This window comes from Arthrobacter sp. NPDC092385, from assembly GCF_044755105.1.
In the GTDB taxonomy this organism is placed as follows: Bacteria; Actinomycetota; Actinomycetes; order Actinomycetales; family Micrococcaceae; genus Arthrobacter_D.
Map to the genome: position 1 here is coordinate 252,375 of NZ_JBIVQL010000003.1, position 23,217 is coordinate 275,591.

21 protein-coding genes are annotated in these 23,217 nt (G+C 69.4%); 7 read left to right on the forward strand and 14 right to left on the reverse strand.

Annotated elements, in window-relative coordinates; translation table 11 throughout:
- Window positions 1-95: 95 nt before the first annotated feature.
- The 8 genes from ACIQCY_RS06200 to ACIQCY_RS06235 form a co-directional block, all read right to left on the reverse strand.
- Window positions 96-2,648, reverse strand: coding sequence for an AMP-binding protein (locus ACIQCY_RS06200; RefSeq protein ID WP_400483018.1), 2,553 nt, complete (start codon window positions 2,646-2,648; stop codon window positions 96-98).
- Window positions 2,645-3,835, reverse strand: a complete 1,191-nt coding sequence (locus ACIQCY_RS06205; protein WP_400483019.1) for an ABC transporter ATP-binding protein — start codon at window positions 3,833-3,835, stop codon at window positions 2,645-2,647. The genes ACIQCY_RS06200 and ACIQCY_RS06205 overlap by 4 nt, the downstream gene beginning before the upstream one ends.
- Window positions 3,832-5,532 (reverse strand): ABC transporter permease, encoded by a 1,701-nt coding sequence (locus tag ACIQCY_RS06210; protein ID WP_400483020.1) that lies wholly within the window; start codon window positions 5,530-5,532, stop codon window positions 3,832-3,834. The genes ACIQCY_RS06205 and ACIQCY_RS06210 overlap by 4 nt, the downstream gene beginning before the upstream one ends.
- Complete coding sequence (locus tag ACIQCY_RS06215; protein WP_400483021.1) at window positions 5,529-6,551, reverse strand: extracellular solute-binding protein; 1,023 nt, start codon at window positions 6,549-6,551, stop codon at window positions 5,529-5,531. The genes ACIQCY_RS06210 and ACIQCY_RS06215 overlap by 4 nt, the downstream gene beginning before the upstream one ends.
- 136 nt (window positions 6,552-6,687) lie before the next feature.
- Window positions 6,688-7,533, reverse strand: coding sequence for an ABC transporter permease (locus ACIQCY_RS06220; protein ID WP_400483022.1), 846 nt, complete (start codon window positions 7,531-7,533; stop codon window positions 6,688-6,690).
- A 7-nt stretch (window positions 7,534-7,540) separates the two neighbouring features.
- A complete protein-coding gene (locus ACIQCY_RS06225; RefSeq protein ID WP_400483065.1) occupies window positions 7,541-8,536 on the reverse strand; it encodes an ABC transporter ATP-binding protein in 996 nt (331 codons plus the stop codon).
- Window positions 8,536-9,750 (reverse strand): outer membrane lipoprotein carrier protein LolA, encoded by a 1,215-nt coding sequence (locus ACIQCY_RS06230; protein WP_400483023.1) that lies wholly within the window; start codon window positions 9,748-9,750, stop codon window positions 8,536-8,538. Before ACIQCY_RS06230 ends, ACIQCY_RS06225 begins: the two co-directional genes overlap by 1 nt.
- Window positions 9,751-9,960: 210 nt before the next feature.
- Window positions 9,961-10,221: a GlsB/YeaQ/YmgE family stress response membrane protein gene (locus ACIQCY_RS06235; RefSeq protein ID WP_400483024.1), complete on the reverse strand. Its 261-nt coding sequence runs from the start codon at window positions 10,219-10,221 to the stop codon at window positions 9,961-9,963.
- Window positions 10,222-10,399: 178 nt separating this feature from the next.
- On the opposite strand from ACIQCY_RS06235, the gene ACIQCY_RS06240 reads away from it, so the two are divergent.
- Together ACIQCY_RS06240 and ACIQCY_RS06245 are read left to right on the forward strand one after the other, a co-directional pair.
- On the forward strand, window positions 10,400-10,897 hold the full coding sequence (locus tag ACIQCY_RS06240; RefSeq protein WP_400483025.1) for a PGPGW domain-containing protein: 498 nt from the start codon (window positions 10,400-10,402) through the stop codon (window positions 10,895-10,897).
- 41 nt (window positions 10,898-10,938) lie between these two features.
- Complete coding sequence (locus ACIQCY_RS06245; RefSeq protein WP_400483026.1) at window positions 10,939-11,349, forward strand: four-helix bundle copper-binding protein; 411 nt, start codon at window positions 10,939-10,941, stop codon at window positions 11,347-11,349.
- A gap of 61 nt (window positions 11,350-11,410) precedes the next feature.
- Here the strand turns inward: ACIQCY_RS06245 and ACIQCY_RS06250 are convergent, their stop codons facing one another.
- The 6 genes from ACIQCY_RS06250 to ACIQCY_RS06275 form a co-directional block, all read right to left on the reverse strand.
- The gene (locus ACIQCY_RS06250) at window positions 11,411-12,637 is read right to left on the reverse strand and encodes a helix-turn-helix domain-containing protein (RefSeq protein ID WP_400483027.1); all 1,227 of its coding nucleotides are present in this window, start codon (window positions 12,635-12,637) and stop codon (window positions 11,411-11,413) included.
- Between the two features lie 353 nt (window positions 12,638-12,990).
- Complete coding sequence (locus tag ACIQCY_RS06255; protein WP_400483028.1) at window positions 12,991-13,440, reverse strand: hypothetical protein; 450 nt, start codon at window positions 13,438-13,440, stop codon at window positions 12,991-12,993.
- A 95-nt stretch (window positions 13,441-13,535) separates the two neighbouring features.
- A complete protein-coding gene (locus ACIQCY_RS06260) occupies window positions 13,536-14,381 on the reverse strand; it encodes an NAD(P)-dependent oxidoreductase (protein ID WP_400483029.1) in 846 nt (281 codons plus the stop codon).
- A 70-nt stretch (window positions 14,382-14,451) separates the two neighbouring features.
- Entirely contained in the window at window positions 14,452-15,279 is an 828-nt protein-coding gene (locus tag ACIQCY_RS06265) for an SDR family oxidoreductase (protein WP_400483030.1), read from the reverse strand.
- A 62-nt stretch (window positions 15,280-15,341) separates the two neighbouring features.
- Window positions 15,342-16,007, reverse strand: a complete 666-nt coding sequence (locus ACIQCY_RS06270; RefSeq protein ID WP_400483031.1) for an SDR family NAD(P)-dependent oxidoreductase — start codon at window positions 16,005-16,007, stop codon at window positions 15,342-15,344.
- Window positions 16,008-16,058: 51 nt separating this feature from the next.
- Window positions 16,059-17,198: an ROK family protein gene (locus tag ACIQCY_RS06275; protein ID WP_400483032.1), complete on the reverse strand. Its 1,140-nt coding sequence runs from the start codon at window positions 17,196-17,198 to the stop codon at window positions 16,059-16,061.
- A gap of 204 nt (window positions 17,199-17,402) precedes the next feature.
- Between ACIQCY_RS06275 and ACIQCY_RS06280 the strand changes: the two genes are divergently transcribed.
- The 5 genes from ACIQCY_RS06280 (at window position 17,403) to ACIQCY_RS06300 (ending at window position 23,217) form a co-directional block, all read left to right on the forward strand.
- On the forward strand, window positions 17,403-18,689 hold the full coding sequence (locus tag ACIQCY_RS06280; protein WP_400483033.1) for an ABC transporter substrate-binding protein: 1,287 nt from the start codon (window positions 17,403-17,405) through the stop codon (window positions 18,687-18,689).
- A 1-nt stretch (window position 18,690) separates the two neighbouring features.
- A complete protein-coding gene (locus tag ACIQCY_RS06285) occupies window positions 18,691-19,617 on the forward strand; it encodes a carbohydrate ABC transporter permease (RefSeq protein ID WP_400483034.1) in 927 nt (308 codons plus the stop codon).
- Entirely contained in the window at window positions 19,617-20,522 is a 906-nt protein-coding gene (locus ACIQCY_RS06290; RefSeq protein WP_400483035.1) for a carbohydrate ABC transporter permease, read from the forward strand. Before ACIQCY_RS06285 ends, ACIQCY_RS06290 begins: the two co-directional genes overlap by 1 nt.
- A gap of 113 nt (window positions 20,523-20,635) precedes the next feature.
- Window positions 20,636-22,294 carry a glycoside hydrolase family 13 protein gene (locus ACIQCY_RS06295; protein ID WP_400483066.1) on the forward strand — a complete coding sequence of 553 codons (1,659 nt, stop codon included), beginning with the start codon at window positions 20,636-20,638 and terminating at the stop codon, window positions 22,292-22,294.
- A 233-nt stretch (window positions 22,295-22,527) separates the two neighbouring features.
- Entirely contained in the window at window positions 22,528-23,217 is a 690-nt protein-coding gene (locus tag ACIQCY_RS06300; protein ID WP_400483036.1) for a DUF1992 domain-containing protein, read from the forward strand.

Sequence of the window (23,217 nt, forward strand, 5' to 3'; positions counted from 1 at the left end):
CCCGACGTGACGTCGGGGGCCGTTGCCCGTTGTGGGCATGCTGCGTGAGGAGCGGGCACGCCCTGGCGAGGAGTGCGAGGCGGAACCGGTGGCCCTCAGGCGTCGATCGGTTCCCGCGCAGTCGCTCCACGGCGTCCGCGCCCCACTCCCGCGACCGCGCCGGGCAGCCACCGGCAGAACGCCCAATAGGCGACACCCACGGGGAGGCACCCGACGACCGCCACGACCTGGCCGAGGGGAAGCAGCACCGGGTAGACGAGCCAGTGCGTGAGGTAGATGTACAGCGACGAGGCGGCGAGCCAGCCCGTCACCCGGCGCAGGACCGAGGGCACCGGCAGCGCCGGCACCCAGGTGATCAGCAGGAGGCCGGCGATGATCGTCGCTTCACGGAGCGGATGGTCGAAGAACCCCGGCACGGTCAGCGCCGCGAGGGCGGACACGGCCCACCGCTGGTAGGTGCCGTTGGCCCGGCCCACCGCCCACCCGAGGGCGAAGAGCCAGAACACGGGCAGGGGCTTCGGCAGGCCCGGGTCCACGATGTCATACCGGCTGAGCAGTGCGACGGCCACGAGGCCCAGGGCGAAGACGAACGGGGCGCGGCGCTCGAGGCGGTCCACCCAGGGGACGGCCAGCAGGGCGGTCACGCCGACGAGCACGTAGACGAGCATCTCCACGAACCAGAAGTGCCACTCGCTGGTTACCTCCTGGGGGCCGATCATCCCGTTGAGCAGGAAGATGTTCGCCACGCTGTAGTTGTCGGTGAGGACATAGGCCACGGCGATGAATGCGACCGACGGGACGATCACCCGCCCCAGGCTCCGCACCTGCCGCCGGAGCCGTGCACGCCGGTCCCCGGAGAGCTGGAACCGCGCGAAATTGAAGCCGGCGACGACGAAGAGGAGATGCGCGGTGTGGAACGTGAAGAGTTCGACGTGGGCGGCCACGATGCAGACCGTGGCCACAGCCCGCAGCACGATCGACGGCTCCAGGAAGGAGACGAGCCGACGGCCCCGTGGCTTCCCGGGAACGGACAGCTCGCCCACGGTCCGCAGGTGCCAGTCCTCGGGCAGCCGGCCCAGGGCCGCCTCCAGCCGGACGGAGAGGGCCACATAGGAGAGGGAATCGCCGTCGAGCGAGACGAAGGTGTCCGTCGCCCGCACGTCGGCGCGGTCCAGGCACTCGGCGAAGATGCGCGCGACGTCGTCGGGCCCCTCCCGCTCGGGACGCCTGGCAGAGGCCTTCGGCGCGGCCAGGTCACGGACGGCCGGGTAGTCGATCTTGCCCGTGGCCAAGCGGGGCAGGCTGTCCGCGGCGTGTACCTCGACCGACGCCCGGGGGAGCCCGAGGTCGGCGGCGAGGACCTTGGCCAACAGGCCCGTATCGTGATCGCCCTCGACGGCGATCACGAGCCCGTCGTCGGAGCCGGTCGCGGCAGCGACGGCGCCCAACTCGGCCAGGATCCGCTCGACCTGCCCGAGGTCCACCCGCAGCCCGGCGATCTTCACGAAACGGCTCCGCCGGCCCATCACCTCGTACAGGCCGTCGGCGTGCCGGCGGGCGAGGTCCCCGGTCCGTAGCTCGTGCACCTCGCGGCCCAGCGCGAGGTCCTCCGGGCCCTCGGCGTAGCCCAGCATCACGTTCGGCCCGGAGTAGACCAGCTCGCCGTACTCCAGCCCCTCGACCGGCTCGAGCCGGAAGGAGCCACCCGGCACCGGGATGCCGATGGTTGAAGGATGCTGCGCTGCCAGGTCCGGTGGGAGGTAGGCCATGCGGGCGGTGGCCTCCGTGGCCCCGTACATGACGAAGAGGTCCCAGCCGCGGCGCTGGCCGACCTCCGCCCAGGAGCGGACCTTCTCGGGTGCGAGGCGGCCCCCGGCCTGGGTGACGTACCGCAGGCTCGGCAGATCCAGCTCCGCGAAACCCACCCGGTCGAGCAGGTCGAAGGTGTAGGGAACCGCGGCGAAGGAGGTGGCACGGCGGTCACGGAACACGTCCCAGAAACAGGGGTCGACGACGGACAGATCCGTGAGCACGAGCCCGGCCCCTCGGGAGAGGTGGCTGTTCACGACCGAGAGCCCGTAACAGTAGGAGAGAGGCAGGGTCGTGGCGGCGCGGTCGTCGACGCCGATGCCCAGGTATTCGGCGATCGACCTCGCGTTCGCCTCGAGGTTCGCACGGGACAGCCGCACCAGTTTCGGTGAGCCGGTGGAGCCGGAGGTGCTGAGCAGCAGCGCCAGGTCCGGATGCAGGTCATGGCGGGTGCCGGGCCAGCGTTCCTCGAGATCGAGCGATCCGGAGCCGGTCCGGAGCACGACGTCGGGTTCATAGGCTTCGACGAGGGTGTCCAGCGCGGCCGGCTTGTCCGCCGGCACCACCAGGAGGGGATGGCCGGCTGTCAGGGCCGCGAGGTAGGCGACGATCGACTCGACGTCGTTGCGTGCGGCGAGCAGCACGAGCCGGCGCTCCGGCCCCAGACGGGACACGACGTCGTCGACCCTGCCTGCGAGCTCCCGGTACGACAGCACGCCGTCGGCGGTGAGGACGGCCGGGCGCTCGCCGTGGCGGGCGAGGTCCGTGAAGGTGGCCTCGGACGGGCTGGACAGGCTGGACGGGCCGGACGGGCCGGACAGATCGGATTCAAGGGTCATCGCGGTACCTCGGAGGAGACGGTGTGGTGGCGCGGCCGGCCCGTTCCCGCAGGATTCGGACCGAGCTTGATGCTGTTGCTGGGCGGGGAGGTGACGGCGTGGTTGCCCACGAGCAGGGTGGGGGAGATGCCCGCTGCCACCGACACGGCCACGGCGGTGCCGACGGGATAGCGCACGTCGTGGGGCTGCCAGGACCGCACGGTCCGCCCGGAGGCGAGCCGGACATGGTGCAGGACGAACGCACCGTGGTACTCGACGGACGAGACCCTCGCCGTGGCGTCCGCCGCGGGACGGAGAGCGACCTCGTGCGGACGCAGCACGACGTCGACGTCGACGTCGCTGTCCGCCCACCCCGGCACCGTGGATACGATGCCGATCTCGCACGTGAGCAGGGCCCGGTGCACGTGCGCGGGCAGGAAGTCCGCGTCACCCATGAACGAGGCGACGAACCGGGTGGCGGGCTGCTCGAAGACCTTCTCGGGCACGTCCGCCTGCTCGATGACGCCGTTGTTCATGACCACCACGCGGGCGCCCACCGACAGGGCCTCGGTCTGGTCATGGGTGACCAGCACGCCCGTGGTGCCGGTCTCCTGCAGTGTGGCGACGGTGTCCCGGCGCACCTGGGCCCGCAGGGACTCGTCGAGGCTGGAGAACGGTTCGTCGAGGAGGACGACGGCGGGCCGCGGCGCCAGGGCGCGGGCCAGGGCCACCCTCTGCTGCTCGCCGCCCGAGAGCTCGTGCGGATACCGGTTCGCCAGGTGAGCCAGCCGGACGAGGTCCAGGAGGTCCCCGACGCGCGCCCGGCGCTCGCCCCGGGGCAGCCGGTCGAGGCCGAACTCGATGTTCCGGCCCACCGTCAGGTGCGGGAACAGGGCGTGGTCCTGGAACACGAGTCCGACCCGGCGCCGCTCCGGGTTCACGAAGAGCCCCGCGTCCGCGACGACACCGCCGGCCACGGTGATCCTGCCGGCGTCCGGCCGCTCGAGTCCCGCCACGAGCCGCAGCGTCGTGGACTTCCCGCACCCCGAGGGTCCGATGAGTGTGACCAGTTCGCCGGCGGCGACGGAGAGCGTCAGGGCCTCCACGCCCCGGGTGGGGCCGTAGTGCTTGGTGACGCCCTCGAGTCCGAGCGCCGGTGGTGCCTCCGGGCCGAACCCGGCCTCGGCGCTCGCGGTGGGTGATGTCACTGCCGTACCTTTCCTGGGACGGTGCCTCGTGCCTCGTGCCGGCGCGTGGACCGGACGAGCACGAAGACCGGGATGATGGCGACCGCCACGATGACCAGCGCAGGGAGGGAGGCCTTCTCCCAGAAGTTCTCGCGCGCGAGCTCGTACACCCAGACGGACGCCGTGGTGAAACCGAAGGGCCGCAGCAGCAGCACGATCGGCAGCTCCTTCACGGCGTCGATCACCACGAGCATGAGGGCGACGGCGACACCCGGCCGGGCGAGGGGCAGGTGCACGCGGGCGAGGATGCGCCGCGGCGCGGCCCCGAGGCTGAGGGCCGAGGACGTGACGGTCGGCGAGATCTTCTCGAGGCTCGCGCTGACGGACTGGTAGGCCGGGGCGAGGAACCGGATCACGTAGGCGTAGAGGATGCCGATCACCGAGCCCGTCACGATCAGTCCCGTGCCACCCGGGACGCCGGCCCACTCGAGGGCGGAGTCGGCTGCCGCGAAGGACAGGAGGACCCCGATCCCCACCACCGCGCCGGGGACGGCGTACCCGAAGGTCGTCAGCTGCGCTGCCGAGGAGATTACCCGGCCGCCGCCCATGCGCACCGCATGCCCGACGGTCAGGGACAGGATGACACAGGCGGTGGCGGTGATCGCCGCCACCGCCAGGCTGTTGCCCAGGTATTGGGCGAATCTCGGGTCCGTCAGGAAGGAGGCATCGGCGAAGGCCTGGCCGACCGCCCAGAGGAGCAGCCGTACCACCGGAATGATGAAGCCGGCTGCGAGGGCTGCCAGGCAGAGGGCGGTGGCGGCCCACCCGCGCATCCCGTGCAGCCGCTCGGGCGTCAGGCCCTGGCCACGGCTGCCGTGCTGGTGGTAGCGGGCCCTGCCGCGCAGCGCGCGTTCGGCGGCCAGCACCGCGACCGCGAAGAGCAGGACCAGTACCGCGAGCTGCGTGGCGGCATGGAAGTCGAACGTGCCCTTCCACACGAGGTACACGCCCACCGAGACGGTCTGGACGTTGAAGTACTGCACCGTGGCGAAGTCCGTGAGGGTCTCCATCATCACCAGGGCCAGCCCGGCGGCCAGCGAGGGCCGAGCCAGCGGCAGCAGGACCCGTCGCAGGGCCCGCCCCCGGCTCGCACCGAGGGTGCGGGCGGCGTCGTAGGTGGCGGGTGACTGCTCGATGAGCGCCGAGCGTGCGAGCAGGTAGACGTAGGGATACAGGGAGAGCGTCATCACCAGGATCGCCATGGGCAGGGAACGGACCTCGGGTACCCAGACGTCCGTGCCGAAGACGGCCCGCAGGAGCGACTGCACCGGACCTGCGACGTCGAAGACGGAGAGGAAGACGAACCCGAGGACATACGCGGGCATCGCGAGGGGCAGGACCAGCAGCCAGACCAGGAGGTTGCGCAGCGGGAACCGGTAGGCGGTGACGAGCCAGGCCAGTCCTCCTCCGACCACGAGCGAGCCCGCGCCTACGCCCAGCATCAGGGCCAGGGTCGTGAGCACCATTCCCGAGAGCCCGCGCGGCGGTGCCGTATCTCCCAGGCTTCCCAGTCCGTCGAGCACCACTGCCAGCACGGGGGTGACGACGACGACGGCGACCACGATGACCGCCGTCGACCACGCCGGCCGGCCGACGCCGTGCGCGCGGTAGCGACGCTCCGGGGCCCGGGCCTCGGCCAGGGCCGCCGTCCCCGTCACTGGTATCCGGCCTCGGCGAGCAGGTCGACGGCGTCGGCGTTGAGCGTTCCGTAGGCCTCGGCGTTGAGCGGCATGCGCTTGAATTCCCCGAAGCCGGCGATGACCGGCTCGGGCTGCACGGCCGGGTTGACCGGATATTCGTGGTTGGCGTCGACGAAGGCGTTCTGCCCGTCGGTGGCCAGCCATTCGATGAGCTTCTGCGCGTCCTCCGGGTTGTCCGCCCCCTCCACGACTCCCGCGCCCGAGATGTTCACGTGGGTGCCGGCTCCCTCCTGGCTCGCCCAGAACAGGTCGACGTTCAGTTCGGGCTTCTCCACGAGGGTGCGGGCGAGGTAGTAGTGGTTGTTGATGCCGACGTCGCACGTGCCGGCGTCGATCGCCTCGAGCAGCAGGATGTCGTTGCTCATGATGGCCACGTCATTGGCAACCCACCCCTTGACGATCTCGAGCGCGCGGTCCCGGCCGTGCAGTTCGATCAGGCTTGCCACGAGTGACTGGGTGTAGGCGGAGGTCGCATCCCGCATGCAGAGCCGGCCCTTCCACTGGGGGTCGGCAAGGCCCGCGTAGGTGTCCGCCGGGTCGAAGGCGGCGGGGTCCACGGCGTCGGGGTTGTAGGTGACGGTCCGGGCGCGCATCGCCAGCCCGTACCACCGGCCCTCCGCGTCGCGGAGATCCTCGGGGACGGCGTCGTCGAGTACGGAGGAGTCGATCGAGGCGAGTTCGCCCTGGCGCGCACCGTTCCACAGGTTGCCCGCATCGACGGTCAGGAAGACGTCGGCCGGAGTGTCCTCACCCTCCGCCTTGAGCCGTTCGAGCAGCTCCGCGTCATCCCCGCTGATGAACTCGACGGTGATGCCGGTCTCCTCCGTGAACTGCCCGAAGGCGCCCTCGAGGTCGTAGTGGCGCGCCGAGTAGATCTGGAGGTCGGCGGATTCGGTGCCGATGGCACTGCACCCGGTGAGGGTCGATGCGACGGCGGTCAGGCCGGCGAAGGTGGTCAGTAGCGGGCGCGGGTGCATCCGGATCTCTTCTCAGCAGGGGCGGATTGTCCGTCGAGCGTGCGGCAATCGACGTGCAAAGAGCAAGGATAGCCTAACTTAACTCGTCCTCGGATAGGTCATCGGCCGTCATCCGCACGGCCGGCGGGACCCGGAATCAGCTCAGGATGTCCTTCGTGCTGAACCGGCCGTACGCCAGGGTCCCGAACACGGCGATGTACCCGAGCTGCAGCAGTGCGTTGTCGGCGAACGAATTCCAGACGATCGGCTGCCGCAGCAGGTCCGCGAAGCCCAGCCAGTAATTGGTGAACAGCCACGGGTGCAGCCATTCGAGCTGGGGGAGTGCACCGAGGATCTGCGCGACGGCGGCCAGTGCAGCCGTCGCGGCCATGGCGCCGACGGGGATGGTGGTCAGCGTCGAGATGAACAGGCCGATCGCGCTGAGGCCCAGGAGCGAGACGGTGACGTAGAGGGCGAGCAGCAGCAACCGCACGAAGTACCCGGGGATGCCCACGGTATCGCCGGAGAGCAGCGTGACGGGCCCGACCGGGAACAGCAGTGCGCCGATGATCGCGCCGGTGACGACGACGGTCAGGGTGGCGACGAAGCAGAACAGCGCCGCCCCCGCGTACTTCACGAGCAGCAGGCGGATCCGACCGGCCGGCGCCACGAGCAGGTAGCGCAGCGTGCCGAGGTTCGCCTCGCCGGCGATCGTGTCACCCGCCACGACGCCGATGGTCAGCGGCAGGAACAGGGGAATGGCCACCGTCAGCGCCGTCAGCGAGACGAACAGTCCGTTCTGGGTGATGCTGTTGAGGAAGGCAGGGCCGCGACCACTGTCAGCGCCGTCGGACGAGACCCGCACGACGACGGCGATGAGGATGGGGATCAGCGCCAGCGCGCCGATCATCGCCCAGGTGCGGAGCCGCCGGAACAGGACGCTGATCTCGGAGAGGACGAGGGTGAGGCCGAGACCTCCTCCTGCGCGGGGCGGGCGGGCCACTGCGGATTCAACCGGCAACGTCGAACCCCTCTCCGGTCAGTGCGACGAAACGGTCCTCGAGGGAAGCGCCGCTCGCCACGAATCCGCGCACGCGCACATCGGCGCGGACCAGGGCGGCGTTGACGGTCTCGGGCTGCAGCCCGGGTACCGAGAGCTCGGCGGTGACGACGTCGTCGCGCCCGTGGAGTTCGGGCCTGAGGCCGAGGCCCGTGAGCACGCGGTGGGCATCGGCGGAATCGGGCGTGGTGACGCGGACGCGGGAGGTTCCTCCGGAGCGGAGCTCGTCGAGGGTGCCCTGCGCCACGAGGCGGCCGGCGCTCATGACCGCGATCATCGTGCACATCTGCTCCACCTCGGCGAGCAGGTGGCTGGAGACGAAGACCGTGGTGCCGTCGTCGGACAGGGACTTGATGAGGTTGCGGACCTCGCGTGTTCCCTGCGGGTCGAGGCCGTTGGTGGGTTCGTCGAGGATCAGCAGGTCGCGTGGGGCGAGCAGGGCGTTCGCGATGCCGAGGCGCTGTTTCATGCCGAGCGAGTAGGCGTGCGCGCGCTTCTTCGCGGCGTGGCCGAGGCCCACGCGCTCCAGGGCGGCATCGACCCGGGCGTTCCGGGTGGCAGGCTCCGTGTGGCGGTCGGCGGCGTCGAACCGCTGGAGGTTCGCCCGTCCGGAGAGGAACGGGTAGATGGCCGGCCCTTCCACGAGGGCGCCGACCCGCGGCAGCACCGCGCGTGCGTCCTTCGGCATCGCGCCGTCGAGCAGCCGGATCTCGCCGCTGGACGCCGAGGCGAGGCCGAGGAGCATGCGGATGGTGGTGGTCTTCCCCGATCCGTTGGGACCGAGGAAGCCGAACACGGTTCCGCGGGGGACGGCGAGGTCCACGCCGTCGACGGCCTTCTGGCGGCCGAAGACCTTGGTCAGCCCGCGCGTCTCGATCGCGAACCCGTCTCCAGCCGGACGAGGACCCGCACGCTCGGTGCGGGTCCTCGGGGGAACTTCGTTGATCACCGCTGCGACGCGGCGACGAGCTGGTCGACGCCGACGGCACCGGCCAGGATGCGGCCGTCGTCGGTGATCAGGACCGAGACGAGGGACGTCTGCAGGGCGCGGCCGCCGTCGACCTCGGTGAGCGCCTGCTCCAGGAGTGCCTCCGCGCCTGCGACCTGCTCAGGGTCCATGCCGGGCTTGATGTCCATGATCTCCCCCATGCCCGTCTCGGCCGGGCCGGCACCGAGTCCGAGGTGCGCGGCGCTGCCTGCGGGCAGCTCGACGATGGTGCTCCAGCCCTCGCCGATCACGGTGGGCTGCTGCTCGGGAGCGACGGGCTGGTCCTTGGCGTCGACGTCGTTCCTGGCGTCGACGCGGGCCTTCACCTCGTCGGCGGAGGGGACTTCCGTGACCGTGGCCCCTGCGGGCGGGGTGAACTCGAAGATGCCGGCGTCGGGGGTGCTGAAGTCCACGGAACTGAAGCCGGCCGCGAAGGCCGCTTCCTCCTGGCCCCTGGCTTCGACCGTCACGTTCAGCGGGACGCCCGTCTCGGAATCGACGCTCACCGCGATGGAGCCGATCAGGGTAGCGGCGTCCTCCGGCGTGAGCACGAGCTGGTAGGCGCTGCGGCCCGCGACCCGGCTGGTGCCGTCGACGGTCACCTCGGTGCTGGGATCGATCGCTGCGAGGAACACCTCGGCGAGCTCGGCAGGCGTGCGGGGCACGTCCTGCAGCTCGGGGTACTCGGCGATCTTCTCCTGCAGCTTCGCCTCGAGCTCCGCCTTCGCCGCCTCCCTGTCGGGCAGGGTGGCGTGGGTGGCCTCGTTGGACTGGGAGTCGTAGTACCAGGCGTCGCTGCCGTTCACGACGACGTCGCGCTGGGCCAGCTGGTCGAGCACCTGGACGCGCGCCTTGTCCGTCCCGTCGACGTAGACCTGGGCAGTGTGCTCGCCGGTCAGGAGTTCCAGGGCTGTGGAGGTGGGATCGGAGCTGGACGTGCCGCCGGGGGGAGTGGCGATGCCTGCCATGTCGGGGAGGCCGAGATCGGAGGACTGCTCCACGGTGCCGGAGTAGGCGTCATCGGAGCTTGTGGCGACGAATTCGAGGAGTTCCTGTGCGGTCTTCGCTGGGAGTTGCGATTGGGCCTCGGCGACGGCTGAACCGCTGACGGCGGCCGTGACGATGACGACCGGGACGATGCCGGCGGGAAGCCAGCGCCAGTTCTTGTTCATGATTGAGCCTTCCGAACGAATCTGTGCCCCATCTGGCGCCAACGCTACACCTGCAAGCTGGGAGTCGTGGGGGCACGCGTACCGGGTGAACGAGCGGGAGGCCCGAGGCGTGCCATGGCGCGGAAGTGGGATGAACGACGTCGTGCTGCACGGATCGCCGGGTACGCAGGAGGGGCGGCCGAAGCCGCCCCTCCTGCCCTGCTTGTGGGCCTAGCGCGTGACGCGACGGCGCCCGGCAACCGACTCGGCGACGCCGATCAGCAGCACGGCGGCGATGACGGACACGATGAAGCCGAAGATGTTCAGTTCCCACATGTTGCCGGTTCCGACAACGCTGGCGATGGCACCGCCGATGACGGACCCGACGAGGCCGAGCAGCAGCGTGGCAAGGAGCCCGAGGTTCTGCTTGCCGGGCTTGATGAGGCGGGCGAGCGCTCCGATGATGAGCCCTGCGACGATGAAACCGATCATGGTGAATCTCCTTCTGGTTGACCCGCTGCGCGCGGGAAGCCTGCGGTTCCGGTGGTGGCGCCGTCGGAGCTGCGCTTGTCCCCGTAACGCAAGGGCACGCGCGCAGGTAGTCCGGTGTTGCCACCACCGCCGATCAGTTCAACGATAGAGGAATGCGAAGCCTGCTGAGGAATTTCTGATGCTGAGAACCGATAGACGGCGGCGCCCCCACGGTGCACGCTTCGCCGGACGGACCCGGCCGCGCGGTGCGAGCCGCATCATCGGGCTGGTGGTCGGATGGCTGCTCGTGCTGGTCGGACTGGCGGCCCTGGTGCTGCCCGGTCCCGGGCTGCTGGCCCTCGTGGCGGGCCTCGCCGTCCTGGCCCAGCAGTACGAGTGGGCACGGCGGTGGCTCCAGCCGGTGAAACGGAAGGCCTTCGCAGCGGCCGCCCGGGGTGTGAAGAGCACGCGCAACATCGTCCTGAGTTTCGCGGGCGCCCTGGTCCTGGTGCTGCTGGGCGTGCTGTGGGGTGTCCATCCAGCCACTCCCGGCTGGTGGCCGCTCGATGCGCGCTGGTGGCTGCCCGGTGGCTGGAGCGTGGGATCGGGGCTCATCGTCTCCGGGCTCCTCGCCGCGGCCTTCATCGTCTACAGCATCCGACGGTTCCGCCCCAGCCCCGAGCCTGTGAACCCCTGACACCCGCACGTCCCGCCCAGCCGCACCAGAAGGAGCACGCCATGTCCAACGCCCGTTCCATGCTCGACACCTACCCGCAGGATCGCGACGGGTTCGACAGCACCCTGCTGGCCGAGTGCATCGACGCGTGCTTCGACTGCGCGCAGACCTGCACCGCATGCGCGGACGCATGCCTCGCGGAGGACATGGTGGCCGAGCTGCGGAAATGCATCCGGACGAACCTCGACTGCGCGGATATCTGCGACACGACAGGGAGGGTGCTGTCCCGTCACACCGGGTACGACGCCAACCTGACGCGAGCGGTCCTGGAGGCCTGCCGGACCGCCTGCAGGGCGTGCGGGGACGAGTGCTCGCAGCATGCCTCCATGCATGAGCACTGCCGGGTCTGCGCCGACGCCTGCCGTCGGTGCGAAGAGGCGTGTGGCTCGCTCCTCGCCGCGCTCGTGGAGTAGGACGGCCGACGCGCTTCTTCCCGCTCACGCACGAGCACGAAGGAAGGTGGCAGCTGATGGCTCAGGCGGTGAGGGCGCGTACCTGGTCCATCAGTTCACGGGCCTTCTCATCGGCGCCGGCCTCGGAGTAGAGCTGCGCCGCCTGCGTCAGGTGGTGCGCGGCCTGCGTCGAGGATCCCTTCGCCGCGTAGTACTGGCCCAGGCTGTCCTCGAGTTCGGTCGCAGCCTCGAAGCCGAGGAGCTCGCGGTGGCCGACGACGGTCCGGAGGAGCTCCTCCGCGGACACGAGGTCGGCTGTCATGATCGCGAATCGGGCCTTCGCGAGCGTGAGTTCGAGCCGCTGGCCCTGGGTACCGACGAGCTTCAGGCCGACGTCGGCGTTGCTGATCGACTCACGGACGGAGTCGTCGATGACGCCGGCCTGCAGTTTGAGTGAGGCGCTCGACATATGGAAATCGGCCCACAGCTCGAAGTCCGTCTGGGGCAGGAGCAGCCTGGCCGCGAGGGCGTGCTGCTCACGACCGATCTCCACCTCCCCGCGTCGGAAAGCGACGTTGCCGATCGCCCATGCACCTCGGGCGATGAGGAGCGATGGCACCGCGGGCGCATCCTCGCTGATGGTGAGGCTGGTCGCGACGTCCCACGCCTCGTCGAGGTCCCCTTTGACCGACAGCGCGGCGATGAGGATGAAAGCCGCCTGCAGGCGGGCAGGTGCATGGTCGGGAAGGTCGACCGCGGAGGCTACGGCCCGGCGGGCGAGGTCGAGGGCTTCCCGCAGCCGACCCGTATTGCGGGCGATGGTGGAGAGCAGGCCCTCGACGACGGACCGGAGCTCGGCCGTAGCAACCATCAGCGACGAGTTCGCCATGCGCTGCAGGACGTTCTCGGCATCCTCCAGTCGACGCAGTGCGATCAGCGACTGCGCCTGCAGCATCGACATGTCCCACCAGGCAGGAGCGTTCCGCTGCTCATGGGCGATGCAGGCGGCATATTCGGCTTCCGATGCCGCCAGGGCGTCGTCCTGCATGTCCCGCGCGTAGTTCGCCGCGAACATGGCGATGGTCAAGGCCGGCTGGTCATCGGCCGACGGCGGCTCGACCCACCAGTTCAGAGTCTGCACATCCATGCCCAGGCGGCTCGCAAAATGCTGCACCATCTCGGGTGTCGGCTGGCGCTGGCCCCGCTCGAGGAGGGAGATGTAGTGGATGGAATACAAGCCCGCGCCCAGTTCGGCCTGCGTCAAGCCCTTGGCGATGCGTGCCTGCCGCAGCATCTCACCGAATCGCATGTTGTCCCCATCCGCATGTGTCGCCACGCCGACCCGCTCCCCAGACAGGGTTCGATTCGTGACTGCTCATGTCTAACAGATGCCCGGGACAATATAGAAAACGACGGAGGGGAACCTGCTGCTCAGCGGTGACGGATCCGCTTCGGCAGCACCGGCGACGCCAGCAGCGTGAGGATGGATGGTGGGGGAGGATGTTCGCGAACATCGCCCCGTCGGTCAGGAACAGCGCACGGACGGCGAAGCGCGCCCGGCCGAGCCGATGCGCCGGGTGCTCCATCGGCTGTTGCATGGAGGCACGGCTGCTCATGGTCGGACGATCCTCTCGCGAAGCGGCCGGAGGCGGCGCCCGGGCCTCAGGCCTCCGGAGGCAGTGCCTCGTGGTGCTTCCTGCCCTTGGTCCGGCGGTCTTCCTTCATCTCCGCTTCGAAGAGGTGCCGCTTGCCCTCGACGAGGGTGTCACGCGCTTCCTTCTCGAAGGACTTGAACTCGGAGTAGTAGTTGTCGTCGTAATCCTCCATGATCTGGAAGGTCCACCGTCCCTCGATCACGTTGCGCCCGATGATGTCACTCACGAGCCTGTCGGCGATCTCCGTGTGGCCGGCCTTGCGGAACAGCTCTTCGGCCTCCGAGAGGTTGAGGTCCGCCGTGCCGGTGAGGCGGTGGAAGTTGTACAGGAAGCCGCGCGCGTTCTCCACGACCTCGAGGGCTTCGGAGAGTTTGCCGAGCGCTTCGACGGTGAGGTCGGAGACGCCCTCGGGGCGCTGGTGGGTTGCGTCGGGACCGGGAGTATCAAGGTTAGCCATACAGGAGTACGTACCCAGATGTCCCGGCGCTCACACAGGCCGCCGTCGACTAGCCGAATGCTGCTCCGGCTTCGCCTACCTGCGCCTACCTGCGCCTACCCGAGCTCCGGCTTCGCGATCACGGCGATGTCGTCATCGCCCGAGCCGGCACGCTGCGCGTCGGTGAGGGACTGCAGGACAGCCGTCACAGCGGGCAGGGGATCGGGGGTTGAGCGCAGCATGAGCCGTGCGTCCTTGGCGAGCAGGTCGGCGGAGAACTGGGTGTCCCCGAACGAGCCTCCGGTGATCACCGGACCCTTCATCCCGGCGATCACGCCGAGCCCGGTGCCCTTCAGCAGGTCGAGCACCGCTGCGGCGTCCAGCCCGTTCGCCTTGCCCAGGCGCAGGGCCTCGACGAGGCCCTGCAGGGAGACCCCGAGGGCGAGGTTCGCGAGGAGCTTCCCCGTCGCCGCGTCCGACGGCGTTGCGACGCGGCGGAGGCGGTCGCCGTCGCCCCACAGGGCGGCAAGGGGTTCGACGACGTCGACATCTTCGGGCGCGCCTCCCAGCAGGACGCCGAGCTTGCCCTCCCGTGCCGGGGCGAGGCTCCCGATCACGGGGCCGTGGACGTACCGGACGCCGGCGGCGGACGCGTAGTCGGCGAATTCGCGGGCATCCTCCGGCGACACCGTGGTGACGTCGAACCACACGGCCTCGGCGGGGATCTCCAACCCGGAGAGCACCACCTCACGCACGGTGTCCGGCCCGAAGAGCACGGTCATCACGACGTCGGCGTCCCGGACGGCGTCCTCCGCGGAGCCGGCCTGCGTGGCCCCGGCGTCCGTCAGGCGTTCGACGGCGCTCGCCGTGCGGTTCCAGGCCGTCAGCTCGTGGCCGGCACTCAGCAGGTGTACGCCGAGTTCGTAGCCCATGCGTCCGACGCCGAGCAGTGCGATCTTCATGAATCCTCCATAGGTGGTGGGTGTCCTCAAGCTATTGTCCGTGGACGATCAGGCCCGTGCCCGGGTGCTGTCAGTCCCTGCCGCCGTGCGCCTCGAGGGCCACCGGCTGCCACTGTTCCCACGAGGCCAGTCGCGATTCGTAGTCGGCCTTCGCGATGCCCAGCGGAGCCTCGCCGAAGAAGGCCCTCAGCGGTGGCTCCTCGGAGTCGACGATCGTGAGGATGGGCCCGCGGGTCGCCGCCGGGTCCCCTGGCGTGCCGACACGGCTCGGCCGGTTCGCCGCCTGTTCCCTCACGCCGTCGTAGGCGGGGATGGCCGTGGCGCGCTGGGCCGAGCTGCCGCCCCAGTCGGTCGAGAAGCCGCCCGGCTCGATCAGGGTGACCTTGATGCCGAAGCCGGCGACCTCCTGCGAGAGCGCCTGGCTCAGTCCCTCGAGGGCCCACTTCGACGCGTGGTAAGCACCGACCGTCGGGAAGGCGGAGATCCCGCCGATCGAGGACACCTGGATGATGTGGCCGCTGCCCTGTTCGCGCAGGTACGGCAGTGCCGCCTGGGTGACCCAGACCGCCCCGAAGAGGTTCGTCTCGAGCTGGTCGCGCAGTTCGGACTCCGCCAGTTCCTCGACCATGCCGAACTGGCCGTAGCCTGCGTTGTTGATGACGACGTCGAGCCGGCCGAAGCGTTCCTGCGCCCGCTGGACCGCGGCGAAGACGGCAGCCCGGTCGGTGACGTCGAGTGCGATGGGCAGCACCCGGTCGCCGTACTGCTCGACGAGCGCCGTCAGGCTGTCGGTGCTGCGCGCGGTGGCGGCGACCGAATCGCCGCGCTCGAGGGCTGCCTCAGCCCACTCGCGGCCGAACCCGCGCGACGTCCCCGTGATGAACCAGACCTTGCCCATGCTGTGCTCCTTGCTGCTGCTGCTGCTGATGGCGGCGCTGAGGCCGTTGTCGATGAGGAGGGTCAGTCCGCGCTGATCTGGCGGCGGAACGTGTCCCGTGCGGTGTGCAGGTCCCAGAGGACGTCGGCGAGGACATCGGGCCCCTTCTCCGGATCGCCCTCGATGATGCGGCCACCGATGATGAGCTGCGACACGTGGATGCCCTCCTCGCCCAGCACCTCGTGCAGCAGCTGGGCATAGGCGGCCTGGCCTGCGAAGGCCACCGATGTTCCCGTGACGCCCCGGCCGGGCTTGACGGCGGACCCGCCGTTGACGAACAGGATGGTCCCGCGGTTCTCGCCGAGGAACCGCATGCCGGGCAGGACCTGGTGGACCGCGGCCACGGGGCCGTAGATGGAGAACTCGACCGGGCCTTTGAGGTCCGCCGGCGTCGTCTCGAGGACCGGCCGCATGAAGTCCTTCTGCGGCAGCGGGCTGTACTGAAGCACCTCGATGGGGCCGAGTGTCTCGGTCGCGGCCTCGAGCGCGGCGGCGATGGATGCGGGGTCGCGGACGTCCGCGGCGAAGCCCCGGGCATGGACCCCTGCCGCACCGAGCTCCTCGGCGAGGGCGTCCAGCTTGCCCTGGCTGCGGGAGATGAGGGCCACGGAGAACCCCTCGGCTCCGAAACGGCGTGCTACGGCGGCCCCGAGGCCGCGTCCTGCTCCGATGATTGCGAGAGTTGTCATACTCCGTGCAATTCATCAGGCGGCTTCATAATTCCTGCTGCGGTGTTTTTCCTACTGCAGGGTCCCGAGGATGGTGCGCTGGATGACGACGGCGGCAGCGCCGCGGGCCCACTGTGCGAAGTCCGACGGCTGGCGGCTCAGCCGGACGGGCGCCGCCTCGGGATCACGGTGGTATTCGATAGAGCGCCGCAGGGGCTCGGACGCGACGTCCGCGAGGTCCATGCCCTCACCGGACAGCACCACGAGTTCCACCATGGTCAGGTTCGCGACCGCCGACACCAGGAGGCCGAGCGCCTCGCCCGCCGCCTGGACGACGGCTCCGGCCACGGGATGCCCCTCCCCGGCGAGCCCGAGGATCTCGTCATACGTGCGCTGCTCGCCCGTGGAGGCGGCGAACTGGGAGCAGATTGCAGGGATGGTGAGCACGGCCGAGGAGCACCCGCGGTGGCCCTCCCTGCACCGCGGCCCGGTGGGGTCCAGGGGATAGTGCCCCACGAGGCCGAGGCCGGCATCGGGAGGTGCGATGACGGTGTCGTTGATGACCAGTCCGTAGCCGACGCCCGCGCCGACTGTCAGGACCGCGAAGTCCTTCTCCCCGCGCCCCGCGCCGAACCACTGCTCCGCGATGGTCAGGGCGACGACGTCGTTCTCGACGACGGCGGGCAGCCCGGTCCGTTCCTGCACGAGCCCTGCGAGGGGAACGTCGCGCCACCCGAGGAACGGGGCCCGCAGCACCGTGGCATCGGAGTCCACCTTGCCGCCGATGCTGATGCCGATGCCGCTGAATTCCTCGAGGGGCCCCAGATCGGCCAGCGCGCCGACGATGGCGTCGATGACATCCTCAACGTCGTGGCTCGGCAGCGCGCGCTCGCTCGAGCCGACGACGTCCGCCTTGAGGTTGGTGGCTACCGCCGAGGCGGCCCCCCCGGTGAGTTTGACGCCCACGAACCGGTGGGCGTCGGGGCTGACCTCGAGGGGGCGCACGGGCCGTCCGATCGCGGCCGCGGTCACCTCGTCCGATTCGCGGAGGACACCGGCATCGAGCAGGGGCTTGCTCAACCGGGTGAGGCTGGCCACGGAGAGGCCGAGGCGGGCCGCGAGGTCGGCGCGGGAGATGGGTCCGCGGATCAGGACTTCGCGCGCGAGCGCCCGGGCGGGGCTGGAGGGTGCGAGCGAGGTGACCGCGTCCATGATGTTCCGTTCGCAGGGGGTACTTATTTTCAGAGTATCGCTAATGGTGGGTCTCCTGCACGCTTCGCCTCCTGTTCGACTCGAGAATGGGCTGTCGATGTGATGGTTGACACGGCTGTTATTTCTGCCGTAAAAATAACAAGTGCCCAGATCGACGACGAGGCGTCCAGGCACGCCATCACATCGCACGAAGGAGAGCCCGTTGTGAAGCTTCCCCCCGGCCCCGCGAGGCGAGCCGTCCGATTTGTTGCCGGAGGAGCTGTCCTGGCGCTCGCCCTCTCGGGATGCGCTGCCCAGGACGACGTCGTCACGCTCGACTTCTTCCAGTTCAAGCCCGAAGCGGTGGCGAACTTCAGCTCCATCATCGACGAGTTCGAAGCCGCCAACCCCGGCATCCGCGTGGTGCAGAACCATGTGCCGGACGCCGACACCGCCATCCGGACGCTGCTTGTCAAGGACAAGACGCCCGACGTCCTGACGCTCAACGGCAACGGCCGCTACGGCGACCTCGCCAAGGCCTGCGTCTTCGCGGACCTTTCGGACCTGCCCGTCGTCGAGCAGGTCCGCCCGGCTGTCACCGACATCATCGACGACCTCGGCTCGTGCGACGAAGGTGAGGTCAACGCCCTGCCGTTCTCGAGCAACGCGAGCGGCATCCTCTACAACAGGGACCTCTTCGCGCAGTACGGCGTCGAGGTGCCTCTCACATGGGACGGGTTGCTGGAGGTGGCAGAGACCTTCGAGGCGGCCGGGGTCACGCCCTTCTACACCACCATCAAGGACGCCTGGACCATGGGCCCGGCGTTCGTGAACCTCGGCGGCGCGCTCCAGCCCGACGGGTTCTACGACCGACTGCGCGCCGCGGGACCGGACGTCGCATCGGGGGAGGTGTCCTTCTCGAAGGACTATCCCGAGGCGGTGGAGAAACTCACCACCCTGTACGGCTTCGGGCAGGACGACGCCGCCAGCCGCGACTACAACGCCGGTAACGCGGCCTTCGGTGCGGGTGAGGCGGCCATGTACATGCAGGGCAGCTACGCCATCCCCGCCATCCGGGCCGCCAATCCCGATGCCAACATCGGATCCTTCCCCTACCCGGCCACCAACTCCCCCGAGGAGACCGTGGTGGTGTCCGGCGTCGATGTCGCGGTGTCCGTCGGGCGCGACACGGAGCATCCGGAGGAGGCGAGGCGGTTCGTCGAGTTCCTGATGTCGCCCGACGTCGTCGAACGCTATGCGCAGGAGCAGAGTGCGTTCTCTCCGCTCGCCACGGGCGCCGAGACCACGGACCCGGCCCTCGCGGGCCTCGCCCCCTACTTCGAGGACAACCGCATCATCGGCTTCATCGACCACCAACTGCCGGCGAGCCTTCCCCTGCCCCAGTACCTGCAGGAGCTGGTGCTCGGCGGCCGGCCCGAGGACTTCCTGTCCACCATGGACCGCGAGTGGAGCAAGATCGCCGCACGCACCATCCCGAACGAGAAGGACTGACATGAGCACTCCAGTGAGCAGCCCGGCTCGGCCGGGCACACCGCCCCCGCGGGCGTTGCGGCAGGATCGGCGCGTGCCACGGGTCTTCTACCTGATGGTGCTCCCCGCCCTCGCCCTCTTCGCCGTGTTCCACACCGTGCCCCTCCTCACCGGCATGTTTTTCAGCCTGACGAACTACGCAGGGTACGGCGAATGGTCCTTCGTGGGACTGAGGAACTACGCCAACCTCTTCGGCGACGATCGCATCTACGGGGCGTATGGATTCACCTTCCTGTTCGCGATCGTCTCCACCGTGGCGGTGAACATCGTCGCGCTCGCGGTCGCCATCGCGCTCAACGGGCGCATCCGCTTCAAGACCGGTTTCCGGGGCGTCTTCTTCATCCCGAACATCCTGTCGATCCTGATCGTCGGCTACGTGTTCAACTATCTGTTCTCGAACTCCGTCCCGGCGATCGCCGAGGCCCTGGGCATCACGTCGCTGACCACGAGCATCCTCGCCAGCCCCGACACGGCGTGGATCGGCGTGGTCATCCTCTCCGTCTGGCAGGCCGCCGCCTTCAACATCATCATCTACCTCGCCGGCCTCCAGACCATCCCGGCCGAACTCTACGAGGCTGCCTCCCTCGACGGAGCCTCGCCGTGGAAGCAGTTCACATCGATCACGTTCCCCCTGATCGGAGCGTTCTTCACCATCAACATGGTGCTGAGCCTCAAGAACTTCCTGCAGGTGTTCGACCAGATCGTGTCCCTGACGGCCGGTGGCCCCGGGACATCCACAGAGTCGATCTCCCTGCTCATCTACCGCGGAGGGTTCCAGGGCGGGGAGTACGGCTACCAGACAGCCAACGCCGTGATCTACCTCTTCGTGATCATCGCCATCTCATTCATCCAGCTGCGGGTGCTGCAGCGCAGGGAGGCTTCGTTCTGATGACCACCACATCCTCCTCCGCGGCCCGCCGCGTGCTGGCGAACGAACCCTTGCACGACGGCGTCGCTACCCGTGCCTTCCGCCCGGACCGCCGACGCGTCAACTGGTGGCTGACGGCCCTCGTGGCCGTGTGCGCACTGACGGTGCTGGTCCCGCTCTACCTGACCGTGGTGACGGCACTGAAGACCCCGGACCAGCTCGGAGGTACGGGCTTCGGGCTGCCGACGTCGGCCCGCTGGGAGAACTTCGCCGAAGCGTGGACCCTTACGAGCTTCCCCCGGGCACTGCTCAACACCGGCCTGATCACGGTGGGCACGGTGCTGCTGACCCTCGTCACCAACTCGATGGTCGCCTACGCCATCGCGCGGAACATGCACCGCAGGTTCTTCAAGGGGCTGTACTTCTACTTCATCGCCGCCCTGTTCGTCCCGTTCCCGATCATCATGCTGCCCGTGGTGAAGCAGACCGCCATCCTCGGACTCGATAACCAGCTCGGACTGATCCTGCTCTACACGGTGTACGGGCTCTCGTTCAACATCTTCGTGTACGTCGCGTACATCCGCTCCATACCGCTCGAACTCGAGGAAGCAGCCCTCACCGACGGCGCCACCACCTGGACCGTGTTCTGGCGGATCATCTTCCCGCTGCTCGGCCCCATGAACGCCACAGTCGGCATCCTCACCTGCCTCTGGGCCTGGAACGACTTCATGCTGCCGCTGGTCATCCTCTCCGATCCGTCAGCGCAGACCCTGCCGCTCGCACAGTTCGTCTTCCAGGGGCAATTCAATACGAACTACCCGGTGGCATTCGCGTCCTACCTCATGGCGATGGCACCGTTGCTGATCGTGTACCTCTTCGCGCAGCGCTGGGTCATCTCCGGCGTGATGCGCGGATCCTCCAAATAACGCCAGCCCGACCCATCGAAAGGGACCACTTCGTGACTTCCACCGTCAACCCCGACGTCGAATCCGCCGTCGACGCCTCGACCGAGCTGTCCGCCGAAGCGTTCGCCGCCCGCATGCAGGACCCGGACTGGTGGCGCCAGGCCGCCGTCTACCAGATCTACCCGCGCAGTTTCGCCGATTCCAACGGTGACGGCATCGGCGACCTGAAGGGCATCACCTCCCGGATCCCGTACCTGAAGTCCCTCGGCGTGGACGCCGTGTGGCTCAGCCCGTTCTACCCGTCGGCTCTCGCCGACGGCGGGTACGACGTCGACGACTACCGCGACGTCGACCCCAAACTCGGCACGCTCGAGGACTTCGACGAGATGATCGCCGCCCTGCACGAGGCCGGCATCAAGCTCGTGGCGGACATCGTGCCCAACCACACCTCCAACCGCCACGCCTGGTTCCAGGAGGCGCTGGCCTCGCCCAAGGGCTCGGCGGCACGGAACCGCTACATCTTCCGCGACGGCAAGGGCCCCGACGGCGCCGAACCGCCCTCGGACTGGGAGTCCGTCTTCGGCGGTCCGGCCTGGGAGCGCACGGAGGACGGCCAGTGGTACATGCACATCTTCGCCAGGGAACAGCCCGACCTGAACTGGGACAACCGCGAGGTCCGCGACGATTTCCTCACGACCCTGCGCTTCTGGTCCGACCGCGGCGTGGACGGCTTCCGCGTGGACGTGGCGCACGCGCTGACGAAGGACATGACCGAGCCGCTGCCCTCGAAGGCCGAGCTCGGGCCCGAGGGTGGCAACAACAACGGCCGACACCCTTTCTGGGACCGCGACGAGGTCCACGAGGTCTTCGCAGAATGGCGCAGGGTGTTCGACGAATACACGCCGCCGCGCACCGCCGTCGCCGAGGCCTGGGTGCACGCCGACCGTCGGGCCCGCTACGCCAGCCCCGAGGGACTCGGCCAGGCGTTCAACTTCGACCTCCTCAAGGCGGACTGGAACCCGCACCAGTTCCGCGACATCATCACGAAGAACCTCGTCGAGGCTACGTCCTCCGGTGCGTCGTCGACCTGGGTCTTCTCCAATCACGACGTCGTGCGGCATGCCACGCGCTACGGACTGCCGCCGGCAGGACCGGACGGCACGAGCAAGCCGGGCCAGGGCGGAGAGGGTGGCCAGGACGGTTCGGCCTGGCTGATGAGCGGCGGTACGGAACCGGTGCTCGACCGTGAGCTGGGGGAGCGCCGGGCCCGCGCCGTCTCGCAGCTCATGCTCGCGCTGCCCGGCTCCGCGTACCTGTACCAGGGCGAGGAGCTCGGCCTGCACGAGGTCGCCGACATCGCCGACGAGGACCGCCAGGATCCCACCTTCTTCCGCAACAGGGGAGTGGACGTGGGCCGTGACGGCTGCCGCGTGCCGCTGCCCTGGACGAAGGACGGCCGGTCCTTCGGCTTCGGCTTCGAGGGGGCGCACCTGCCGCAGCCCGAGTGGTTCGGTGAGTACGCGGTGGAGGTGCAGGAGGGCGATCCCGCCTCCCACCTCAGCTTCTACCGCCGGGCGCTGCAACTGCGCCGCGAGCTGCAGGGCGACGAGGACTTCGAGTGGATCGAGGAGTCCTCCGCCGACGTCCTGCACTTCACGCGTCCCGGCGGCTGGCACTGCGTCACCAACTTCGGTCCGACGCCGGTGGACCTGCCCGCGGGAACCGTGCTGCTGAGCAGCTCGCCCCTGGCGGACGGCAAGCTGCCTGGCGACACGACCGCCTGGCTCGCCTAGCGCGTCCCTGACGGCGAACGAAGTCGGGCCACCTTCACGGAGGTGGCCCGACGTCGTCGACCGGCTCGCCCCGCGTCCCTGGCGGCGTACTGCTGCGGCTTCGCGCTCGCGCTTCGGACGGGACAGTGCGTGTCGTGCCAGGACGCGCCGTCGGAACGGGCTGTCGCCGCCGAAGCACGTGCACGAGCCCGCAATCCTCCGGCCGCCAGCCCGTTCGTCGGCAGGAGAATCGGTTGCACGCCCCTCCGCGGCCTCGGAATACTGGAAGGACCGGCACGAGCGAGGCGGAGGGCGGCGGCATCAGCAGGTCCCAGGAACACGAGGAGAGGCTGCGCAAGGCGGCCCAGTACCGTGCTGCCCGGGACGGCGGGGGAGTGGCCGACGCCATGGCCGAACGGGAACGCCAGGACGACGACGGCGACGCGGCGCCGGACGGGGAGCTGGCCCCGCTGCGGGAGGGCGAGGACGAGGCCAAGCGTGCGCGCCTGATCGTGGACCGTGCTGTGGCGCGCGGGGACTTCGACAACCTGGCGCTCGCCGGCAAGCCGATCCCCGGCCTGGGGGAGGCCCACGATCCGGACTGGTGGGTCAAGGGACTGATCCAGCGCGAGAACATCACCGGGCTCGGTCCGCGGGCCATCCTGCTGCGCACGGAGGACGCCGAACTCGACGACCGCCTCGACCGCCAGTACACCGAGAAGCAGGTCCGCGAGGTCCTCGAGGACTTCAACTACCGCGTGATCGACGCGCGGCGCCAGCTCCTCGGAGGTCCGCCCGTGATCACCAGACTGCGCGACGTCGATGCCGAGGTGGAGCGCTGGCGGGAACGCCGGGAGGCGGCCCGCCGCACGGCGGAGGCCGCGGCTCCGCCGGAGCCGCCCAAGGCCTCCTTCTGGCGCAGGATCTGGCGCGGCACCGACTGA